The 18,167-nt window shown below is 69.5% G+C and carries 14 protein-coding genes; 8 read left to right on the forward strand and 6 right to left on the reverse strand.

Annotation, left to right across the window (positions count from 1 at the left end; genetic code table 11):
- Positions 1 to 394 precede the first annotated feature (394 nt).
- The gene (ramB, locus tag Q9K23_RS16335; RefSeq protein WP_020792197.1) at positions 395 to 1,816 is read right to left on the reverse strand and encodes an acetate metabolism transcriptional regulator RamB; all 1,422 of its coding nucleotides are present in this window, start codon (positions 1,814 to 1,816) and stop codon (positions 395 to 397) included.
- Between the two features lie 35 nt (positions 1,817 to 1,851).
- Here ramB and Q9K23_RS16340 point away from each other — a divergent pair, with 35 nt between their 5' ends.
- The 4 genes from Q9K23_RS16340 (at position 1,852) to Q9K23_RS16355 (ending at position 6,386) form a co-directional block, all read left to right on the forward strand.
- Positions 1,852 to 2,631 (forward strand): hypothetical protein, encoded by a 780-nt coding sequence (locus Q9K23_RS16340; RefSeq protein WP_261977728.1) that lies wholly within the window; start codon positions 1,852 to 1,854, stop codon positions 2,629 to 2,631.
- 454 nt (positions 2,632 to 3,085) lie between these two features.
- On the forward strand, positions 3,086 to 4,378 hold the full coding sequence (gene aceA / locus Q9K23_RS16345) for an isocitrate lyase (RefSeq protein WP_020789498.1): 1,293 nt from the start codon (positions 3,086 to 3,088) through the stop codon (positions 4,376 to 4,378).
- Positions 4,379 to 4,544: 166 nt separating this feature from the next.
- Positions 4,545 to 5,450: a 3-hydroxybutyryl-CoA dehydrogenase gene (locus tag Q9K23_RS16350; protein ID WP_020789497.1), complete on the forward strand. Its 906-nt coding sequence runs from the start codon at positions 4,545 to 4,547 to the stop codon at positions 5,448 to 5,450.
- Between the two features lie 156 nt (positions 5,451 to 5,606).
- Positions 5,607 to 6,386: a hypothetical protein gene (locus Q9K23_RS16355; RefSeq protein WP_053776555.1), complete on the forward strand. Its 780-nt coding sequence runs from the start codon at positions 5,607 to 5,609 to the stop codon at positions 6,384 to 6,386.
- A gap of 91 nt (positions 6,387 to 6,477) precedes the next feature.
- Here Q9K23_RS16355 and Q9K23_RS16360 read toward each other — a convergent pair whose 3' ends face one another.
- Positions 6,478 to 7,422: a LysR family transcriptional regulator gene (locus tag Q9K23_RS16360; protein ID WP_053776556.1), complete on the reverse strand. Its 945-nt coding sequence runs from the start codon at positions 7,420 to 7,422 to the stop codon at positions 6,478 to 6,480.
- Between the two features lie 88 nt (positions 7,423 to 7,510).
- Here Q9K23_RS16360 and Q9K23_RS16365 point away from each other — a divergent pair, with 88 nt between their 5' ends.
- Both Q9K23_RS16365 and Q9K23_RS16370 read left to right on the forward strand, forming a co-directional pair.
- Positions 7,511 to 8,407, forward strand: coding sequence for an amidohydrolase family protein (locus tag Q9K23_RS16365; RefSeq protein WP_152972638.1), 897 nt, complete (start codon positions 7,511 to 7,513; stop codon positions 8,405 to 8,407).
- The gene (locus tag Q9K23_RS16370; protein WP_305950204.1) at positions 8,404 to 9,234 is read left to right on the forward strand and encodes an SDR family NAD(P)-dependent oxidoreductase; all 831 of its coding nucleotides are present in this window, start codon (positions 8,404 to 8,406) and stop codon (positions 9,232 to 9,234) included. The genes Q9K23_RS16365 and Q9K23_RS16370 overlap by 4 nt, the downstream gene beginning before the upstream one ends.
- Before the next feature lie 8 nt (positions 9,235 to 9,242).
- On the opposite strand, the gene Q9K23_RS16375 is transcribed toward Q9K23_RS16370, so the two are convergent.
- Together Q9K23_RS16375 and Q9K23_RS16380 are read right to left on the reverse strand one after the other, a co-directional pair.
- The gene (locus tag Q9K23_RS16375; protein ID WP_053776566.1) at positions 9,243 to 10,088 is read right to left on the reverse strand and encodes a site-2 protease family protein; all 846 of its coding nucleotides are present in this window, start codon (positions 10,086 to 10,088) and stop codon (positions 9,243 to 9,245) included.
- The gene (locus Q9K23_RS16380) at positions 10,085 to 10,747 is read right to left on the reverse strand and encodes a hypothetical protein (protein WP_053776567.1); all 663 of its coding nucleotides are present in this window, start codon (positions 10,745 to 10,747) and stop codon (positions 10,085 to 10,087) included. The genes Q9K23_RS16375 and Q9K23_RS16380 overlap by 4 nt, the downstream gene beginning before the upstream one ends.
- 100 nt (positions 10,748 to 10,847) lie before the next feature.
- Here Q9K23_RS16380 and Q9K23_RS16385 point away from each other — a divergent pair, with 100 nt between their 5' ends.
- Positions 10,848 to 12,134 carry an adenylosuccinate synthase gene (locus Q9K23_RS16385; RefSeq protein WP_053776557.1) on the forward strand — a complete coding sequence of 429 codons (1,287 nt, stop codon included), beginning with the start codon at positions 10,848 to 10,850 and terminating at the stop codon, positions 12,132 to 12,134.
- Positions 12,135 to 12,174: 40 nt separating this feature from the next.
- On the opposite strand, the gene Q9K23_RS16390 is transcribed toward Q9K23_RS16385, so the two are convergent.
- Positions 12,175 to 13,566 (reverse strand): carotenoid oxygenase family protein, encoded by a 1,392-nt coding sequence (locus Q9K23_RS16390; RefSeq protein ID WP_053776558.1) that lies wholly within the window; start codon positions 13,564 to 13,566, stop codon positions 12,175 to 12,177.
- Between the two features lie 171 nt (positions 13,567 to 13,737).
- Complete coding sequence (locus tag Q9K23_RS16395; RefSeq protein ID WP_083534238.1) at positions 13,738 to 16,470, reverse strand: LuxR C-terminal-related transcriptional regulator; 2,733 nt, start codon at positions 16,468 to 16,470, stop codon at positions 13,738 to 13,740.
- A 105-nt stretch (positions 16,471 to 16,575) separates the two neighbouring features.
- On the opposite strand from Q9K23_RS16395, the gene Q9K23_RS16400 reads away from it, so the two are divergent.
- Entirely contained in the window at positions 16,576 to 18,165 is a 1,590-nt protein-coding gene (locus tag Q9K23_RS16400; protein WP_053776559.1) for an adenylate/guanylate cyclase domain-containing protein, read from the forward strand.
- The last annotated feature ends 2 nt before the right edge of the window (positions 18,166 to 18,167 follow it).

An 18,167-nucleotide genomic window follows, 5' to 3' on the forward strand; every position in this document is an offset into this window, starting at 1 on the left:
GGGGGCACCCCTCACTGGTGCCGCCGGCCGGTGGTCGTCGGGGGCCGAGGATGGAGCGGTACCCGAAGTCCATTTTGGAACAGCCCCAAAGGCGAGGACCCGTGTCGAAACCTGGTGTGGGTGGTGTGTCCGTTACCGCCTCTGTGGTGGTTGCGTTGGGGAGGTCGGGCGGCGGAGGTTTCGACTCGACTTGTCGCTTCGCTCCTCGTCGGCTCAACCAGCAACTGCTCCAATCGATTTAGGGTCGATTGTCGTTGGGGGTGGGTGCGTTGGCGACGTTGGCCGGCGGAGATTTCGACTCGAGTCCTCGCTTCGCTCGGTCTCGGCTCAATCATCGTAGGGGGTGGACGCTGGGTATCGGTTCGATCATCGTATGGGGCGGTGCTCGGCCCGATCACAATGTCATGTAGGGCGACACCGACGAACCGTGCTCGGTGATCCGCAGTGTCGAACCCAGTGCGGGGAAGGCGCGTTGGGCGCAATGCTGCCGCTCGCATACCCGGCAACCGGCGCCGATCTCGGTGATCCGGGCCTGCGGCCCGATCTCCAGGCCGTCGGAGTAGATCACCCGGGCGGCGTGCCGTAGCTCGCATCCCAGGCCGATGGCGAAGGTCTTGCCGGGCTGGCCGAATCGGGCGGCCCGACGCTCGACGGTGCGGGCGATCCAGAAGTACTCACGGCCGTCGGGCATCTCGGCGATCTGCGTCAGGATCTTGCCGGGCGAACCGAAGGTCTCGTAGACATTCCACAGCGGGCAGGTACCGCCCGACGAAGAGAAGTGGAAACCGGTGGCCGACTGACGCTTCGACATGTTCCCGGCCCGGTCGACGCGGACGAACGACCACGGCACCCCGCGCAGGTTGGGCCGCTGCAGGGTCGACAGCCGGTGACAGATGGTCTCGAAACTCACCGCGTAGAACGCCGACAGTCGTTCGATGTCGTAGCGGAAATCCTCGGCCGCACCGTGGAATTGGGCGTAGGGGAGCAGGGTCGCCGCGGCGGAGTAGTTGGCCAGGCCGTAGCGGGCCAACGACCGTGCCTGGTCGCTGGTGAACCCACCGACCTCCACCTGCTCGTCGATCAGGTCACCGAATTCCAGCAGGGCCAGCTCGGCGGCGAGCTTGAAGGCACGCTGCCCCGAGGAGAGTGCCGCCGACACCTCGAGGCGACGGGATTCCGGATCGAAGCGGTGCAGGATGTAGTCGCCCAGGTCGACGCGCCGGGCGATGGTGACGCCGTGGACCTTCTCGAGCCGGTCCATGATCTCGCGGCGGATGTCGCCGGAGTGCATCCGCATGCGGGTGGTCAGCTCCTCCGCGGCGATGTCGAGCTCGTGAATGTAGTTGCGGCGCTGGTAGAAGTAGTCGCGCACCTCCTCGTGGGGTGCGGTGATGGACCCGCGCATGGAGCGGTCGTTCCGGTCGTCGGTGGCGGCCGCGAGGTGGTCGGTGGTGTTGCGGTAGCGGCGGTAGAGATTGACCATCGCCTGCGCGATGTCGGGGTGGGCGGAGACCATCGCGGAGATCTCGGCGGCATCGGCCGCGGTCTCGGGGGCCTCGACGTCGTCGTCGAGCAACACCTCCCGGAGCTCGGCGACCAGGCGCACGTCGTCCTGCGAGTCGAAGAATCCGCCGTCGACGCCGAAGGTCTCGGTGATCCGGGCGAGGACCTTGGCCGACAGCGGACGCGCGTCGTGCTCGATCTGATTGAGATACGACGGCGAGATCTCCAGGGTCTGGGCGAGGGCGACCTGCGAGAGGCCGCGCTCGGAACGCAGCTGGCGCAGGCGTGAACCCACGTATGTCTTCGTCGGCATCGGTTGACCTCCGTGTTCAGGGTACGGTGAGGCGCGTGCATGGGGGACGGGGAGCGGTGCGCGTCGCGGCGGGGATGGTCGCCGTGATCACCGCTGGTGGTGCGGTCGCGGGGTGTGGTGCGGGGCAGGCCCCGATCCCGGTGGTCGGCAAGGCCCCGGCCGACCTGATCCTCGACCCGGGCGGGCTACCCACCGGGTTCACGCCCTCGCCGCTGACGGTGGACCAGCTCGTCGCCGCCGACGCGGCATCGCTGAAGGCCGCCGCGAACACCACGATCGTCCCCGAACAGTGCCGGCCCACCGCCGACGCCGCCCTGCAACCGCAACTGTCCGGCACCGACGCCGCGGTGCTCGCCGCCACCTCGGGAACCGGGACGCTGGTGGAGCTGGTGACGACCGCCGAGCGGGACATCGCCGCCGACGTGGTGGCGACCACCGGCCGGTGCGCGCGTACCGAGACCACCATCATCGACGGCAACATGGCCGGGACCCGGGTGACGACGGAGTACACCACCCTCGACGACCCGGACCTCGCCGAGCACCGCGACGCGGTGGAACGGATGCACCTCGTGGCGTCGGCGATCACCACCACCCTGCCCGACGGTGGCCGCCAGTCGCGGATCTCCTATGCCGGATATGCGCTGGTCCAGCGCCCGGGGAAGAACGTGGTCACCGTGCAGCTGACGGTGTCGGGGGAGCCCACCGCCGCGACCGCCCCGGATATGGCGGCCCCGGCGGCACGCGCACCGATGCCCGCCGAGGACTTCGTGGTGCTCTTCGGCGATGCGGTCCGGGCGGCCGCCGACCGCAGCTGACCGGGCAGGTCCACCACTCGGATGTGTGAGAGTCGTCACATCGACGGCCCTGGGCCGGTGTCCGGTGTCGCGATCCGGCCCGGCCAGGCCCTCCGGGGCACGTCGACGGGGCCCGGGAAAAATCCCAGTACGCGCGTACTTTTTGGCGCTGCGACCCGACGTCTTCACACAATCAGATTCGCAAACTTTGCAAATTGTCGCCAAATCCTCGCCTCGGTTCACAGCGAAAGGGGACTGGACCTGCAGGTTTGGGCTATGGCACTCTTGGTCCCAGGCAACACCGAGGGATCACCGAGAGTTGGCAAACCTCGAGACCGAAACCCCGTTTCGGCCCCGAAATCACAACACTCACTCATCTCCCGGCTGTCTGAAGACAGGGTTCGTGCGGACAGCGCGGACCACCTTCGGCCGGACACCTGGGCCGAGCAGCAGCACAACGAAAGCGAAGTGGCCAATGAGCAACGTCGGAAAGCCCCGTACCGCCGCCGAGATCCAGCAGGATTGGGACACCAACCCCCGTTGGAAGGGCATCACCCGCGAGTACACCGCGCAGCAGGTCGCCGATCTGCAGGGCTCGGTCGTCGAGGAGAACACCCTCGCCCGTCGCGGTGCCGAGATCCTCTGGGAGGGTGTCACCAAGGGTGACGACTCCTACATCAACGCGCTCGGTGCGCTGACCGGCAACATGGCCGTCCAGCAGGTTCGCGCCGGCCTGAAGGCCATCTACCTGTCCGGTTGGCAGGTCGCTGGTGACGCGAACCTCTCGGGTCACACCTACCCCGACCAGTCGCTGTACCCGGCCAACTCGGTTCCGGCCGTGGTCCGCCGCATCAACAACGCGCTGCTGCGCGCCGACGAGATCGCCGCCGTCGAGGGCGACGACTCGGTGGACAACTGGCTGGTGCCGATCGTCGCCGACGGTGAGGCCGGCTTCGGTGGCGCCCTCAACGTCTACGAGCTGCAGAAGGCCATGATCGCCGCGGGTGCCGCCGGTACCCACTGGGAGGATCAGCTCGCCTCGGAGAAGAAGTGCGGCCACCTCGGTGGCAAGGTGCTCATCCCCACCCAGCAGCACATCCGCACCCTGACCTCGGCTCGTCTGGCCGCCGACGTCGCGAACACCCCGACCGTCGTCATCGCCCGTACCGATGCCGAGGCCGCGACCCTGATCACCTCCGACGTCGACGATCGCGACAAGCCGTTCGTCACCGGTGAGCGCACCTCCGAGGGCTTCTACAACGTGCAGAAGGGCATTGAGCCCTGCATCGCCCGTGCGAAGGCATACGCTCCCTACGCCGACCTGATCTGGATGGAGACCGGCAAGCCCGATCTCGAGCTGGCCCGCAAGTTCGCCGAGGCCGTCAAGAGCGAGTTCCCCGACCAGCTCCTGGCCTACAACTGCTCGCCGTCGTTCAACTGGAAGCAGCACCTGGACGACTCGACCATCGCGAAGTTCCAGAACGAGCTCGGCGCGATGGGCTTCAAGTTCCAGTTCATCACCCTGGCCGGCTTCCACGCCCTCAACTACTCGATGTTCGATCTGGCCTACGGCTACGCCCGCAACCAGATGACCGCCTACGTCGACCTGCAGGAGCGCGAGTTCGCTGCCGAGGAGCGCGGCTACACCGCCACCAAGCACCAGCGTGAGGTCGGCGCCGGCTACTTCGACCGGATCGCCACCACCGTCGACCCGAACACCTCGACCGCAGCCCTGAAGGGCTCGACCGAGGAAGGCCAGTTCCACTAGGAACTCGCCCGGCGAGACGCCACGCGTGACTGACAGCCCGGGGCGAGTGGGGAAACTCCCGCTCGCCCCGGGCTTTTCGCTATCCGGGGACCGGTCTGTCGGTGAGTCCCGACCAGCCGGCTCCCGTCCACTCGAGTCCTGTCCACCCGACCGTGAGGAGTCGACCGTGCCCAGCGAGAACACCGCGCGCCCGGGCGAGAAGATCAGCCGGGTCGGCGTGATCGGTGCCGGGCAGATGGGTGCGGGTATCGCCGAGGTCTGCGCCCGGGCGCACGCCGACGTCCTGGTCTACGAACCCACCCGGGAGAGCGCGCTGGCCGGCCGCACGCGCATCCTGCGCTCGCTCGACCGGGGTGTCTCCAGCGGTGCGCTCACCGAACGTGAACGGGAACAGGCGGCCTGGCGGCTGCGCTTCTGCTCCGACCTCGAGGACTTCGCCGACCGGCAGCTGGTGTGCGAGGCCGTCGTCGAGGACGATGCGGTCAAGACCGAGATCTTCGCCCGGCTCGACGCCGTGGTCGCCGATTCGCATGCCGTGCTCGCCTCGGCGACATCGTCGATCCCGATCGTGACGCTGGGGGCGGCCACACGCCATCCGGACCGGGTGATCGGGTTGCACTTCTTCCATCCGGTCCCGGTGTTGCCGCTGGTCGAGATGGTCACCACGGCGGCGACCGCGCCGGAGGTCGGCGCCCGTGCCGAGGCCTTCGCCAACGACGTGCTGGGCAAACAGGTGATCCACTCGGGAGACCGATCGGGCTTCATCGTCAACGCCCTGCTGATCCCGTATCTGCTGTCGGCGATCCGGATGGCCGAGAGCGGATTCGCCTCCGTCGAGGACATCGACAAGGGCATGGTGCTCGGGTGCGCGCATCCGATGGGGCCGCTGCGGCTGGCCGATCTGATCGGTCTCGACACCGTCGTCGCGATCGCCGAGAAGATGCACGCGGAGTTCGACGAGCCGCTGTATGCGCCACCGGCCCTGCTGCGTCGGATGGTGGCCGACGGCCGGCTCGGGAAGAAGTCGGGCCGCGGTTTCCATGTCTATGCGGAGAACGCAACCGGTCGCTGACGTGGACCGATGGTGTCCGTGAGGTCACCGGGGCCCGGGTCGACCGCTTTGTCCGGCTCCGGGTGGAGCGTGCCGGAGAGACGCTGCTAACAAAGTGCTTGCAATTGCTAGCAGAACATGGATACTGGTGGAGAACCCGAATCAAGGAGGCCCGCCATGACCACCGCCGACCGTACCCTCACCCAGCCGTTCTACGCCGTCATCGGCGCCGGGGACCTTGCCGTCTCGCAGGTCACCGAGGCCGTCGCCCAGCTGCGCGAGCGCACCGAATCCGTCACCGACACCGCGACCTCGCGGTTCGAGGAGACCCGCACCAAGGTTGCGGGCCTGCCCGACGAGGTGCCCTCGGCCATCGAGGAGCTCCGCGCCAAGCTCAGCCCCGAAGAGCTCCGCAAGATCGCCGAGCCCTACGTGGAGCTCGCCACCACCCTGTACAACTCGCTCGCCGAGCGCGGCGAGGAGACCGTCGAGCGTCTCTGGCGTCAGCCGCTGCTGCAGGAGGGTCTGACCCGCGCCGAGAAGACCTACAACGACGCCGTCGACATCACCGAGGACGCCCTCGGTGTGGTCTCGCACCAGACCCGCTCCGTCGGTGAGCAGGCCGCCAAGATCGCCGGCCTGGTCGGCGCTCGCGCCGGTGAGGTCTCCGACGACCTGGCCGAGGCCGCCGACAAGATCGGTGACGTCGTCGACGAGGCCGCCCTCGAGATCGGTGAGCGCCTCGACGACGCCGCCGAGGCCGCCGCCGCAGCCGGTGCCGACATCAAGGAGCAGTCCGCTGCCGCCGCCGCCAAGATCGACGGTGCCGCAGGGACCGTGGAGGGCAAGGCGCGCACCGCCAAGGCCTCGCCGGCCAAGAAGATCGCCGCCAAGCGGGCCCCCGCCAAGAAGGCCCCGGCCACCGCTGCCGACGACGCTGCCGATACCGACGAGTGATCGTCCATCGCATCTGAATCACCGCCGCATCCGGATCGCGGCAACAGCTGAACAACGAAGGCACCCGAGGGATTTCCCTCGGGTGCCTTCGTCATTGGCCGTCGGTGGGCTGGCCCCGAAGCCAGCCCTCGTCGCGGGCATACGCCCGCATCGCGTTCACGCCCGCGGTGAGTTCCGGTGAATCCGACCGGCCGGCATGCCAATTGAGCATCCAGGTCACCTCGATCGTCGGACCGAGTGGGCGCCAGCAGAATTCGGGTCCGGCGTCGTCGGCGACCGATTCCAGGCAGATGAGGACGCAGCTGCCGTCGGCCACCATGTCGCTGCCGGCCACGATCCCGAACACCGTCGACGCCGTCCAGCGCGGGCGGCGACGATGGCTCGCGAACCAGCCGGTCACCCAGTCGTTCCATCGACTCAGTCGGTCGTCGATGGACACCAGCAGATGCGGCGCGATCGCGGCGGCGCACACGGGATCGGTGGGGCGTGGCCCGGTGCCGGCCAGCGGATGTCGCGGGGACAACAGGATTCCGACGCGCTCGGCACGCATCGGGATGGAGCGCAGCTCGCCGGTGAAGGCCTCGTCGTCGGACCGGGGCGGACCGAGAGTGAGCGAGACATGGCCACCCGGTTCGTGGTGGTCGGCGGTGGACTCGGGCAGCGTGGTCTGATGCAGCGCCAGTTGCGGATGTGCGGCCCGCACCGCACCCAACAGGCGCCGGGGTGTCTGCAGCGCAGGCTCTTTCACGTGCACGGTGAGCTCGGGGCGACCCACGGTGGTGGTCTCGCGGACCGCCGCGCGAACCCGTTCGAGGATGTCGCGGGCCTCGCGGGCGAGGGTCTCCCCGGCCCGGGTGGTCTCCACCCGCCGGCTCGTCCGCTCGAACAGTGACACGCCCAGGCGGCGCTCGAGCCGGATGATCGCCTGGCTCAACGCCGGCTGGGCCATGTGCAGGTCGCGTGCCGCACGGGTGAAGTTCCGCTCGGCGTCGACCGCCACCACGTACTCGAGCTCACGGAGCGACACATCCAGCATCTCTCGATGCTAGATCGATCGCGGTTTGGTCTTGGTGTTCTCGACGATCGAGCGGTCACGATGTGGGCATATCGAACGAAAGGACGTCATGCCTGATCGCCCCGGGGGCCCCCGCCCTGCCCCGCGCCGTGTCGTGGACGCGCATGTCCACCTCTGGGACCGCGCCAACCCCTGGTATCCGGGGCTGGCGGCGATGGCCGCCGACCTCGGCGACCCCGACATGTTCCCGACCTTCCTGCTCGAGGACTATCGGCGAGATGGCGCAACCGCGGGCGTCGACGGGTTCGTCCACGTCTCGGCGGTCACCGCACCGCAGGCCCACCACGACGAACTGCGGTGGGTTGCCGATCTCGCCGACCGCGCCGGGGTGGACATGCGGTTCGTCGGCACGGTCGACCCGCAGGGCTCGTCGTCGGAGATCATCGCCGACCTCGACGCACAGCTCGCGATCACCGGCCGGCTGAGCGGCATCCGGGTGCTCTACGACTTCCCGCCCGAATCGGCTGCGGCACAGACGGTCCTGCGCTGGCTTGAGGAACACGGGCTGGTCTTCGACCTGGTCACCCACCCCGGCGACATGGACGCCTGGATTCGGACGATCTCGGCATTCGACGGGCTCACCACGGTCCTCGAGCACACCGGTTGGCCGGACGGCACCGACCCCGCCGCACATGCCTGCTGGCGCACGGCCGTCACCACCTGCGCTCGGGAGACCGCGGCCCGCTGCAAACTCTCGGGCCTGGGCATGGTCACCGGAGAGCTGTCGGCGGAGGCGTTGCGGCCGTGGCTCGAACCCGCGCTGGAGGCCTTCGGCTGGGATCGGGTGATCTTCGGCAGCAACATCCCGATCGAGCACATGGCCGGTACCCACACCGACCTCCAACACGCCCTCGACACCGTTCTCGGTGCGGGTGCGCCGGGTGATCTGCAGCGGTTCTACGCCGACAACGCGATCACCACTTACGGATTCGAGGAGGAACGATGACCGATCTCGACGGACAGGTCGCCTGGGTGACCGGGGCCGCGCGCGGACAGGGCCGGGCCCATGCCCTGGCGCTCGCCCGGGCGGGTGCCCATGTGATCGTCACCGACATCGCCGGTCAGATCGACACGATCCCGTATCCGCTGGGTACCTCCGCCGAGCTGGAGGCCACCGCCGCCGCGATCGCCGACGCCGGCGGCAAGGCCACGACGGCGGTGGTCGACGTGCGCGACGCCGACGCCGTGAACGAACTCGTCGGGCAGGTCCGCACCGACCACGGCCGTCTCGACATCCTGGTCGCCAATGCCGGGATCTGCGCGTTCAACCCGGTCGACACCATGACCACCGCGCAGTGGGACGACATGGTCGCGACCAATCTGAGCGGCACCTTCCACTGTGTGCGGGCCGTCGTCTCGGTGATGAAACAGCACCGGCACGGGCGCATCGTCGGGGTGTCGTCGGGTGCCGGCCGCGGCGGCATGCGGGATCTGTCGCACTATGCCGCCACCAAGTGGGGGATCATCGGCTTCATCAAGTCGGTGGCCCTGGAGGTGGGTGCCTATGGCATCACCGCCAACGTCGTCTGCCCCACCACGGTGGACACCCCGATGGTGCTCAATCCCGCGTCGCTCAAGCACTTCCGGCCCGACCTGGCCAACCCCACCGCCGACGACGCGCGGGCGATCTTCGCCGGCCTGAGCCCGCAGGGGGTGCCGTGGCTGCAACCCGAGGAGGTGACCCGGGCGGTGATGTATCTGGTCGACGATCCCGGCAACACCACCGGATCGGTGATCGAGGTGAACCTGGGGACGTCGGCCTCACGCGCCTGAGGGCGCGGTCACCGCCAGAACAGGAAGGTGTTCCATCCCCACCCGGCCAGCTGTGACGGTACGCCGGACAGGTCGAAGAACCAGAACACGATGTCGAAGAACACTCGGTTCAGCTGCGGGATGAACAGCAACGCGAAGATGATCAGGAAGCCGTAGGGCGCGATCTTGGCGGCGGTCTGGCGTGCCTGCGCCGACAGATAGGGCTCGATCGCGCCGTATCCGTCGAATCCGGGCATCGGGATCAGGTTCAGGATCGCCGCGGTGATCTGCAGGAACGCCAGCATCGCCAGCGCCGACCACAGGGTGATCAGGTGGTCGGAGACGAAGAACACGCCGAACGGGGTCTCGGCGAACGGTCCGAAGGCCCGGATCACGGTCAGCAGGATGAATGCCAGCAGCAGGTTCATCACCGGACCGGCCAGCGCGACGGTGGTGCGCTGGCCCCGGCTGAAGCCGCGCTCGTCGAGGTACACCGCGCCGCCGGGGAAGCCGATGCCGCCGAGCAGGATGATCAGCAGCGGCAGGCCCAGCGAGAGCCCCGGATGGGTGTAGCGCAGCGGATTGAGGGTGAGATATCCGCGGAGTTCGGCGTTGTGGTCGCCGAAGCGGTACGCGGTCACCGCGTGTGCGAACTCGTGCAGACACAGCGAGATCACCCAGCCGGCCAGCACCAGCAGCACGGTGCCGATGGTGGCGGTGGTCGAGGTGCGTTCCAGGCCGGCGTCCACACACAGCCATGCCCCGACCCCGGCGACGGCGATCAGCGCCAGGAACACCCAGCTCGGCGCCACCGCGCGCACCACCTGGGACAGCGACGGGGTGCGGCGGGCGCCGCCCTGTTCGAGGCCGCTCATCGGCACACCAGCTTCAGATCCACGTCATGACGGTAGAACGTCGACCGCTTCACCGCGCGTTCGGTCAGCGCGCCCTCGCGTTCGACGACCAGATTGCTGCCACCGGTCTGCACCGCCCGCCCCGGATACCAGGGTTCGCGGCGCCACAGCCGGCGCCATCCGGCGGGTGCCTCCAGCCTCGCGCGCAGCCCGGGGAGCTCGCGGGTGGGTTCGATCCGGATGCCGGAGACGGTCCCGGAGAACAGCCGGTGATCGTCGACGTAGCTCTCGCCGTGCAGCCGGGCGCCCTCGGCGCCGAGGTGCCGGGCACTGCCGAGCAGCACGGTGGCGGCGTCGTCGCGGATCAGCGGGAGGCGCACGGCGGTTCCCTGTTCGGCGAGCTCGCGGGCCGCCGCGCCGTGCGGGAGCCGGTAGACGGCGGTGGTCTCGGTGGGCTGACCGGGGGCGTATCCGACCTCGACGTCGAGGCGTTCGGCCCGCATCAACACCGCGATGACCTGCGACAAGAAGCGGTCCGGGTGGGTGTCGTCGGGTCCGGCGGTGACGATCAGCCGGCTCACCGCCGGGTCGGCGATACGGGCCTTCACCTCGTCGCGGACGGCGCGTGGGGAGGCCGTCGTCGCGGGCACCTCGGACGACGCGATGAGCACAAACGACATGCGCATAGCGTATCGACCGACCCGAACAAGTAGGGTTGTCCCGGTTCGGACTGTGCCGACAGTCAGAATCATTTCCGATCATGAAGGGGAGTGGGAGTCCATGGCCGCGATCGTGCTTATCGGAGCCCAGTGGGGTGACGAGGGCAAGGGAAAGGCCACCGACCTACTCGGCGGTGCGCTGCAGTGGGTGGTCCGCTACCAGGGCGGTAACAACGCCGGGCACACCGTCGTGCTGCCCAATGGTGAGACCTTTGCGCTCCACCTGATCCCGTCCGGCATCCTCACGCCGGGCGTGAACAACGTCATCGGCAACGGTGTCGTCGTCGACCCGGGTGTGCTGCTGACCGAGCTGGGCGGTCTCGAGGACCGTGATGTCGACACCACCGGCCTGATGATCTCCGCCGACGCACACCTGCTGATGCCGTACCACGTGGCCATCGACAAGGTCACCGAGCGCTTCCTCGGCAACAAGAAGATCGGTACCACCGGCCGTGGCATCGGCCCCTGCTACCAGGACAAGATCGCCCGCGTCGGCGTGCGCGTGGCCGACGTCCTCGACGAGAAGATCCTGACCCAGAAGGTCGAGGCGGCCCTCGAGCTCAAGAACCAGATCCTGGTCAAGATCTACAACCGCCGCGCCCTCGACCCCGCCCAGGTGGTCGACGAGGTGCTCGGACAGGCCGAGAGCTTCAAGCACCGCATCGCCGACACCCGGCTGCTGCTCAACCAGGCCCTCGAACGCGGTGAGACCGTGCTGCTCGAGGGTTCGCAGGGCACCCTGCTCGACGTCGACCACGGCACCTACCCGTACGTGACGTCGTCCAACCCGACCGCAGGCGGCGCCGCGGTGGGTGCCGGTATCGGCCCCAACCGGATCACCACCGTGCTCGGCATCCTGAAGGCCTACACCACGCGCGTCGGGTCGGGTCCGTTCCCGACCGAACTGTTCGACGAGTGGGGTTCCTACCTGGCCAAGACCGGCGGCGAGGTGGGTGTCACCACCGGCCGTGCCCGCCGCTGCGGCTGGTTCGACGCCGTCGTCGCGCGTTACGCGACCCGCGTCAACGGCATCACCGACTACTTCCTGACCAAGCTCGACGTGCTCTCCAGCGTCGAGCAGGTGCCGATCTGCGTGGCCTACGAGGTCGACGGCGAGCGGGTCGAGGACATGCCGATGACGCAGACCGGGTTCCATCACGCCAAGCCGGTCTACGAGTACATGCCCGGATGGTGGGAGGACATCTCCGGCTGCAAGAGCTTCGAGGACCTGCCGAAGAACGCCCAGGACTACGTCCTGCGTCTCGAGGAACTGTCCGGCGCGCACATCTCGTGCATCGGCGTCGGCCCGGGCCGCGATCAGACGATCGTGCGCCGCGAGATCGTCTGACCCCGGACCCGCACCGTCGGACGTACGCGGGCGGCCTGCCTCATGCGGGCAGCCACGCCCCGTGCAGTCCGGCCGGTACCCGGATCGGCAGATCCACCGTCGCGACCGGGCCGGCCGCCGGGTCGTCGGCGGCGAGCAGGTAGAACCGTGACCGCATCGACTCCGGGTCGGTGCCGATCGCACCCCACAGGTCGCCGTCGGCGCTCGGGATGAAGATCGGCTCGCCGATCGCCACCCCCGGGGTCCAGCACGTCTCGGTGCCCGCCTGCAGGTCGTGGAACCACAGGCTGTCGAGGTCGCCGGAGTCGCCGGGTCCCTTGGCGACCGTCGCGACACGGTGATGATCCCGGGTGAGCAACCGGTCGTCGACGCGGGGGAACTCGAGGTTCACCGCCTTCTCGCTGATCGTGGTGCGGGTGACCGGGCCGTTCGGGTCGAGCCGGGCCCGGACCAGCGCCGAGGTGTCGCGCCGCGGATCGTCGGTGAATCCGTTCGGATAGGTCCACTCGACGTAGTCGACGGTGACCGAGCCGTCCGGGTTGTCGAAGGCGTTCGCGAAATGCCACACCCAGATCGGGTCCATGGTCAGCCACCGGACCGGACCGCCGTCGCGGGGGATGAGCGCGATCCGGGTGCCGTCGTCGGGGCGCCACGACAGCAGGGAACCACCGGTCATCGCGGCCACCAGATCGAACCGCAGCGGGCAGACGAACAGGACGATGTAGCGCTCGGTGAGCGCCATGTCGTGGATCATCGTCGGGGTGTCGAGTCCCTCGACCGGGGTGGGGGTGCGCACCGCCGACCCGTCGGGGCCGATCACCGACCAGGTGAGGAACGGGGCCTCGAGCCCGTAGTTGAACAGCACCAGCTCACCGGTGACCGGATCGATCTTGGGGTGGGCGGTGCTGCCGACCCGCATGGCGCCGTCGCAGTCGGTGCGGGCCAGCGTCGCGAGATCGGCGGGGGCGAGCAGGTAGGGGCGGTCGGCCTCGGCCATGGCCATCAGCCGGCCGGCGTGGGAGACGATGTTGATGTCGGGGAGTTCGCGGACGGTGCCGGCGAGGTCGGGGCCCACCTCGGCCACCGACGGGGTGTGCCCGTCGGTGATCCCGGACCAGATCGCTTGTCCGGCAGCCTCTTCGGCGATCACCATCGGTGTCCGGACGAACCGGTTGCGGTAGGCGGCCTTCCCGTCGGCGAGGGAGATGGCATGCACCATGCCGTCGCCGTCGAGGGGATAGACGTAGGAGCCGATCGGATCGAACCGCGGGTTGGGGCCGTTGCGCAGATAGCTGCCGCGCAGTGACTCCGGCAGGCTTCCGGTGACCGGGAGGTCGTCGACGTCGACCTCGGTGCGTTGCGGGGCATAGACCCCGGTGAGATGCGAGTGGTGGGCGAGGTCCACGGGGGCGGGGCGTGTGGGGCTGGTCATGGCCGTACCTTTCGGTGGTGCTGTCCGGCATGTGGCGGGGCAGTCGACGCGGTGATGTCCGGTGATGACCACTGTCCTCCGCTGCGCGGGTGCGGCAATCGGTGTGCTGACCGAGGTTTTGGTGCCATCCCGGGCCGGCTCCCTGCCGCCGGTCAGCCTCCCTTCCGCCGGTCAGCCTCGATGCCGACGGGCCACGACCAGCGCGGCCAGTTCCACCCGGGTCCGCAGCCCCAGTTTGGTCAGCGCGTGCGACACATGTGTCTGCACCGTCCGGCGGGACAGGACGAGGCGCTGGGCGATCTCCGGCCCGCTCAATCCGTCGGCGACGAGTTCGGCGACGGTGACCTCCGACCGGGTGAGACTGTCCCAGCCGGTCCGGGGCCGATCACGCACCGCCTTCGGGTCGAGCCGCAGGCCCAGGGCGCGCAGCCGGGAACTGATCCGGGTGGACGAGGTCACCGCGCCCATCTCCTGGGTCACCGACAACGCGCGAATCCCCAGGTCCTTGGCGGTGGTCTTGTCGCCGAGGGCCGCGGCCGCACATGCCCCCTCCTCCCAGGCCGAGGCCGCGCCCAACCGGTCGCCCATCTCGCGTGCCCCGGTGGCCGCCGTGATCGCCAGCTCGGTGACCGGTGCCGGCGGGACCTCGCCCTGGGCCGTCGCGCAGAGGGCGTCGGCCAGCAGGACGCCGGTGGCAGCGGCCGGAAGTGGACGGGGCAGCGCCGAGATGCCTTCGCGGATATCGCAGATCAGGTCGTCGTCGTGTGCGCGGAGCGCGATCCGCGTGGTCTGCAGGACCACCATCGGCATCCAGCCGTACAGGTTCAGCTCGCGTGCCCGGCGCCACGCCGCGGCGGCCTCGGTGGCCGCCGGACGGAGTCGGCGCAGCGCCTCGAGTAGGGCCGAGTGGGTGGCCGTCACGGTGGGGATGCCGAACTGGTGGGGAAGACCCGACGCCGTGTACTCGTCGAGTCGTGTTGCCGCGGCACCGAGTTCGCCCCGATGGATGTCGACCAGGGCGCGGCCGGCCTGCGCCAGGGAGGTCCAGCCCATCTCGGTGGCGCCGAGATGCTCGAAACCGGCGTCGAACCGGGCGGCTGCGTCGGAGAGGCGTCCGGCGATCAATTCGATTCCACCGGAAGTGAATTCGTGATAGCTGGTCATCCAGTTGGTGCCGCGGTCGGTGCGTAACTGCGTGACGTGGTCGAGCAGGGTGGCCGCGGCCCGGGGGCCGTTGGCGTATAACTCGATCAGCGGTGGCCAGATGTCGGCGGAGGTGGTGACCGCGCGATCGGTGTCGGGGGCGGCGCCCTCCAGGCGGGAGGCCTCCATCGCCAGTTCCAGACAGCCGGTGAACTCGCCCCGCAGGAACTGCCGCAACGCCTCGGTCACCAGACCCGTCGGCGAGGTGGCGGTGTCGAACGGCGACTCCGGGACCGCGGCGCCGCCCTCCAGGATTCCCAGGTAGGCGAGGAGGTCCCGCAGGGTGCGTTCGGCGGCGTCGCCGACCGGCAGCTCGAGGGTCTCCACGATGAGTCTGCGCGCCTCGGCGGTCCGTCCCTGTGCGATCAGGGTGAACATCTGGATTCGGAGCAGCATGGCGAGCTCGTCGATGTCGGTGGTGATGCCGACCCCCTCGGCCGCGACCTCGGAGGCGCGCCGGAGCTGGCCGGTCCGTGCCAGGGCCTTGGCCAGTCCGAGTCGGATGCCCGGTGTCGGTGCCCCGGGCCGGTCCCCCACCGAATCGAGCAGGTCGACGGCGACCGCCGGGGTGTTCACCAGGTCCTCCTCGGCGCGGCGCACGGCGTCGGACACCCCGGCGGCGTCGTCGAGATCTGCGGCGAGGACGTGATGGGCCACCAGCTGATGGGCACCGCGGGTGCGCTGCAGCCCGGCGATCGCCTCGTGCAGCACCGATCGCAGGGCCGGGGCCAGGCGGGCGTAGACGACCTCGGCGTACAGATCGTGGGTGAACGACAGCTGTCCGCTGTCGCTGATCGCGATCACCCCCGCGTCGACGGCGGACTGGGCGGCGGCCACCAGCGCCACCGGCGGTGAGGCGTCGAGGGCCGCGAGATCGGGCAGGGTGGCTGGGCCGCCCCAGACCGCGAGTTTGCGGAGGAGGTCGGTGGCCCGGGGATCGAGCAGCGCCAGATGGGTTCCGACGACGTCGCGGACGTCGGCGAGCGCGGTCCCGGCGTCGGTGTGCCCGGTGGTGGCGCGGCCCTGCTCGACGGTCAGCTCACCGGAGCGTTGCAGTCCGCGCAGCAGGGTCAGGGCGTGCATCGGGTTGCCGCCGGCGGTGGCCAGCAGTGCGGTCAGCGCCGCATCCGGGGCGGCACCCAGGACCTCGGTGGCCATCACGGTCACGGCATCGTCGGTCATCGCCGGCAACGTCCACTCGCGCACCGACCGGCGTGCGACGAACTGTTCGAGCATGGTGCGCCGGGGGAGCTGACGACGCGCCAGCAGCAACACCAGCGGAAGGTCGGCGGCGGCGTCGACCAGCCGCCCCAGCATCTCCAGGCTCGCCGCGTCGGCGTTGTGGGCGTCGTCGACGACGAGGGTCAGCCGGTCCGACGCACACATCTCGTCCACGCGATCGAGCAGGGTGTCCTCGAAACCCTCCGGGACCGGATCGGGGGCGGCGACCCCGAGCAGGGTGCAGGCCACGTCGAACGGCCGGCGCCAGGACAGTTCGTCGGCGCACGCGCGACGCACCGTACCGGGCAGCGACGCGGTCAGCTCCCGCAGCAGATGGGATTTGCCGGTTCCCGGACCGGCGGTGACGACCGACCCCGGGGCCGCTGCCGGAACCGCGCCGGTGAGGGCGGCCCGCAGGTCGGTGACCACGGCCAGGCGCATGTCCTCCGGTGGCCGCTGCCCCAGAGCTGTCGACGCCATGGGCAGAGTCTAGGGCGAGACACGCCCCGATGTCCGGGTTGCCCGGATGCCCACCGGAATCGGTGGCGTCGCCTACGTGCGTCGCCGCTGTGACACAGTGTCTGCATGCTCGGTGCGCGGGGGACACGGGACTACGGATCGATTCTGCTCGGCTCCAGCACCGACAGCGGCTTCGTGCAGCGGCTGCGGGTGCAGACGGTGCTCACCGCATCCCTGGTGATCGCCAACCTCGTCGGGGCGATCGTCGCGATCGCCCTCGCCTCGGTCGGCATCCCCGAACCGTCGGTGTTCGTGGCCGACCTGTGGTGGGTGAACTTCATCACCGTGCCGGTGTACGTGGTGGCGGCCTTCGTGGTCGGGATCGGCGCGGGCACCGTGATCGTCGTCCGTGACCTGCAGTGGGCCATCCGGGACCGACGGCCCACTGCGCGGGACGCACGTCGGGCCCGCCGGGCACCGCGCTGGCTGATCGGGATCCAGGGTCTGCTGTGGCTGGGCGCGGTCATCCTGTTCACCCTCTGCTACGGGATCATCCACCCGCATCTGATCCCCAAGGTGCTGTTCGTGGTGGGGATGAGCGGGGTGGTCGTGGTGGCCGTCTCGTATCTGCTGATCGAGTTCGCGATGCGGCCGGTGGCCGCCGAACTGATCAGCGCCGGATACGGCCGGCGCCGGCGGGGCAGCGGGGTGCGCAGCCGGTCGTTCGTGTCGTGGCTGGTGGGTTCGGCGATCCCGGTGGCCGGCATCCTGCTGGTGGTGCTGTTCGGGGCGTTCCGGGACGAGACCAGCAAGCTCGACATGTTCGTCGGGGTGGCGGTGCTGGCGGTGACGGCACTGTCGACCGGACTGATCCTGACCGTGCTGTCGAGTCTGAGCATCACCGGACCGATCCGCAGCGTGCGCACCGGGATGCAGCGGGTGCAGGCCGGTGACCTCGACGACGCCGAACTCGTCGTCTACGACGGCACCGAACTCGGCGACCTGCAGGCGGGATTCAACTCCATGGTCGGCGGGCTGCGCGAACGCGAACGCGTGCGGGATCTGTTCGGCCGGCACGTGGGCCGCGACGTCGCCGAGGCCGCGCTGGCCTCCGATCCCGAGCTCGGTGGCACCGAGCGGGTGGTGGCGGCGATGTTCGTCGACGTGATCGGCTCCACCCGGCTGACTGCCGAACGCACCCCCACCGAGGTGGTGGAGATCCTCAACCGGTTCTTCGCGGTGATCGTCGATGCCGTCGACACCCATCGCGGCCTGGTCAACAAATTCGAGGGCGACGCCGTGCTGGCGGTCTTCGGTGCCCCGATCTCGTTGCCCGACAGTGCCGGTGCCGCACTCGCGACCGCCCGCGAGATCGCCGACCGGCTGGCCGTCGAGGTGCCGGAGCTGTCGGCGGGAATCGGCGTGGGTCACGGGCCGGTGGTGGCCGGGAACGTCGGTGCGATCGAACGATTCGAGTTCACCGTGATCGGCGACCCGGTCAACGAGAGCGCCCGGCTGTCGGAACTGGCGAAGCGGGATCCGCGCCGCCCGTTGGCATCCGGACGGACGATCGCCGCCGCCGCCGCGCACGAGGCGGCACGCTGGCGGGAACTGGAGACCGTCACGCTGCGGGGTCGTGCCGCCGAGACCGAGGTCTACGAGCTCGCCGAGATCGGTGAACCCGCCGTGGCCGGGACGACCGCGCCGGTCGGGTAGAG

The sequence above is a fragment of the Gordonia sp. NB41Y genome, assembly GCF_030718915.1.
GTDB classification, from domain to species: domain Bacteria; phylum Actinomycetota; class Actinomycetes; order Mycobacteriales; family Mycobacteriaceae; genus Gordonia; species Gordonia desulfuricans.

Excerpts from the sequence above, each read along its gene's own strand:
- Q9K23_RS16395 (WP_083534238.1), bottom strand. The coding sequence starts at position 16,470 with ATGGCGTCGACAGCTCTGGGGCAGCGGCCACCGGAGGACATGCGCCTG.
- Q9K23_RS16400 (WP_053776559.1), top strand. The coding sequence starts at position 16,576 with ATGCTCGGTGCGCGGGGGACACGGGACTACGGATCGATTCTGCTCGGC.
- ramB (WP_020792197.1), bottom strand. The coding sequence starts at position 1,816 with ATGCCGACGAAGACATACGTGGGTTCACGCCTGCGCCAGCTGCGTTCC.
- Q9K23_RS16375 (WP_053776566.1), bottom strand. The coding sequence starts at position 10,088 with ATGAGCGGCCTCGAACAGGGCGGCGCCCGCCGCACCCCGTCGCTGTCC.
- Q9K23_RS16355 (WP_053776555.1), top strand. The coding sequence starts at position 5,607 with ATGACCACCGCCGACCGTACCCTCACCCAGCCGTTCTACGCCGTCATC.
- Q9K23_RS16365 (WP_152972638.1), top strand. The coding sequence starts at position 7,511 with ATGCCTGATCGCCCCGGGGGCCCCCGCCCTGCCCCGCGCCGTGTCGTG.
- Q9K23_RS16385 (WP_053776557.1), top strand. The coding sequence starts at position 10,848 with ATGGCCGCGATCGTGCTTATCGGAGCCCAGTGGGGTGACGAGGGCAAG.
- Q9K23_RS16370 (WP_305950204.1), top strand. The coding sequence starts at position 8,404 with ATGACCGATCTCGACGGACAGGTCGCCTGGGTGACCGGGGCCGCGCGC.
- Q9K23_RS16390 (WP_053776558.1), bottom strand. The coding sequence starts at position 13,566 with ATGACCAGCCCCACACGCCCCGCCCCCGTGGACCTCGCCCACCACTCG.
- Q9K23_RS16360 (WP_053776556.1), bottom strand. The coding sequence starts at position 7,422 with ATGCTGGATGTGTCGCTCCGTGAGCTCGAGTACGTGGTGGCGGTCGAC.
- Q9K23_RS16380 (WP_053776567.1), bottom strand. The coding sequence starts at position 10,747 with ATGTCGTTTGTGCTCATCGCGTCGTCCGAGGTGCCCGCGACGACGGCC.
- aceA (WP_020789498.1), top strand. The coding sequence starts at position 3,086 with ATGAGCAACGTCGGAAAGCCCCGTACCGCCGCCGAGATCCAGCAGGAT.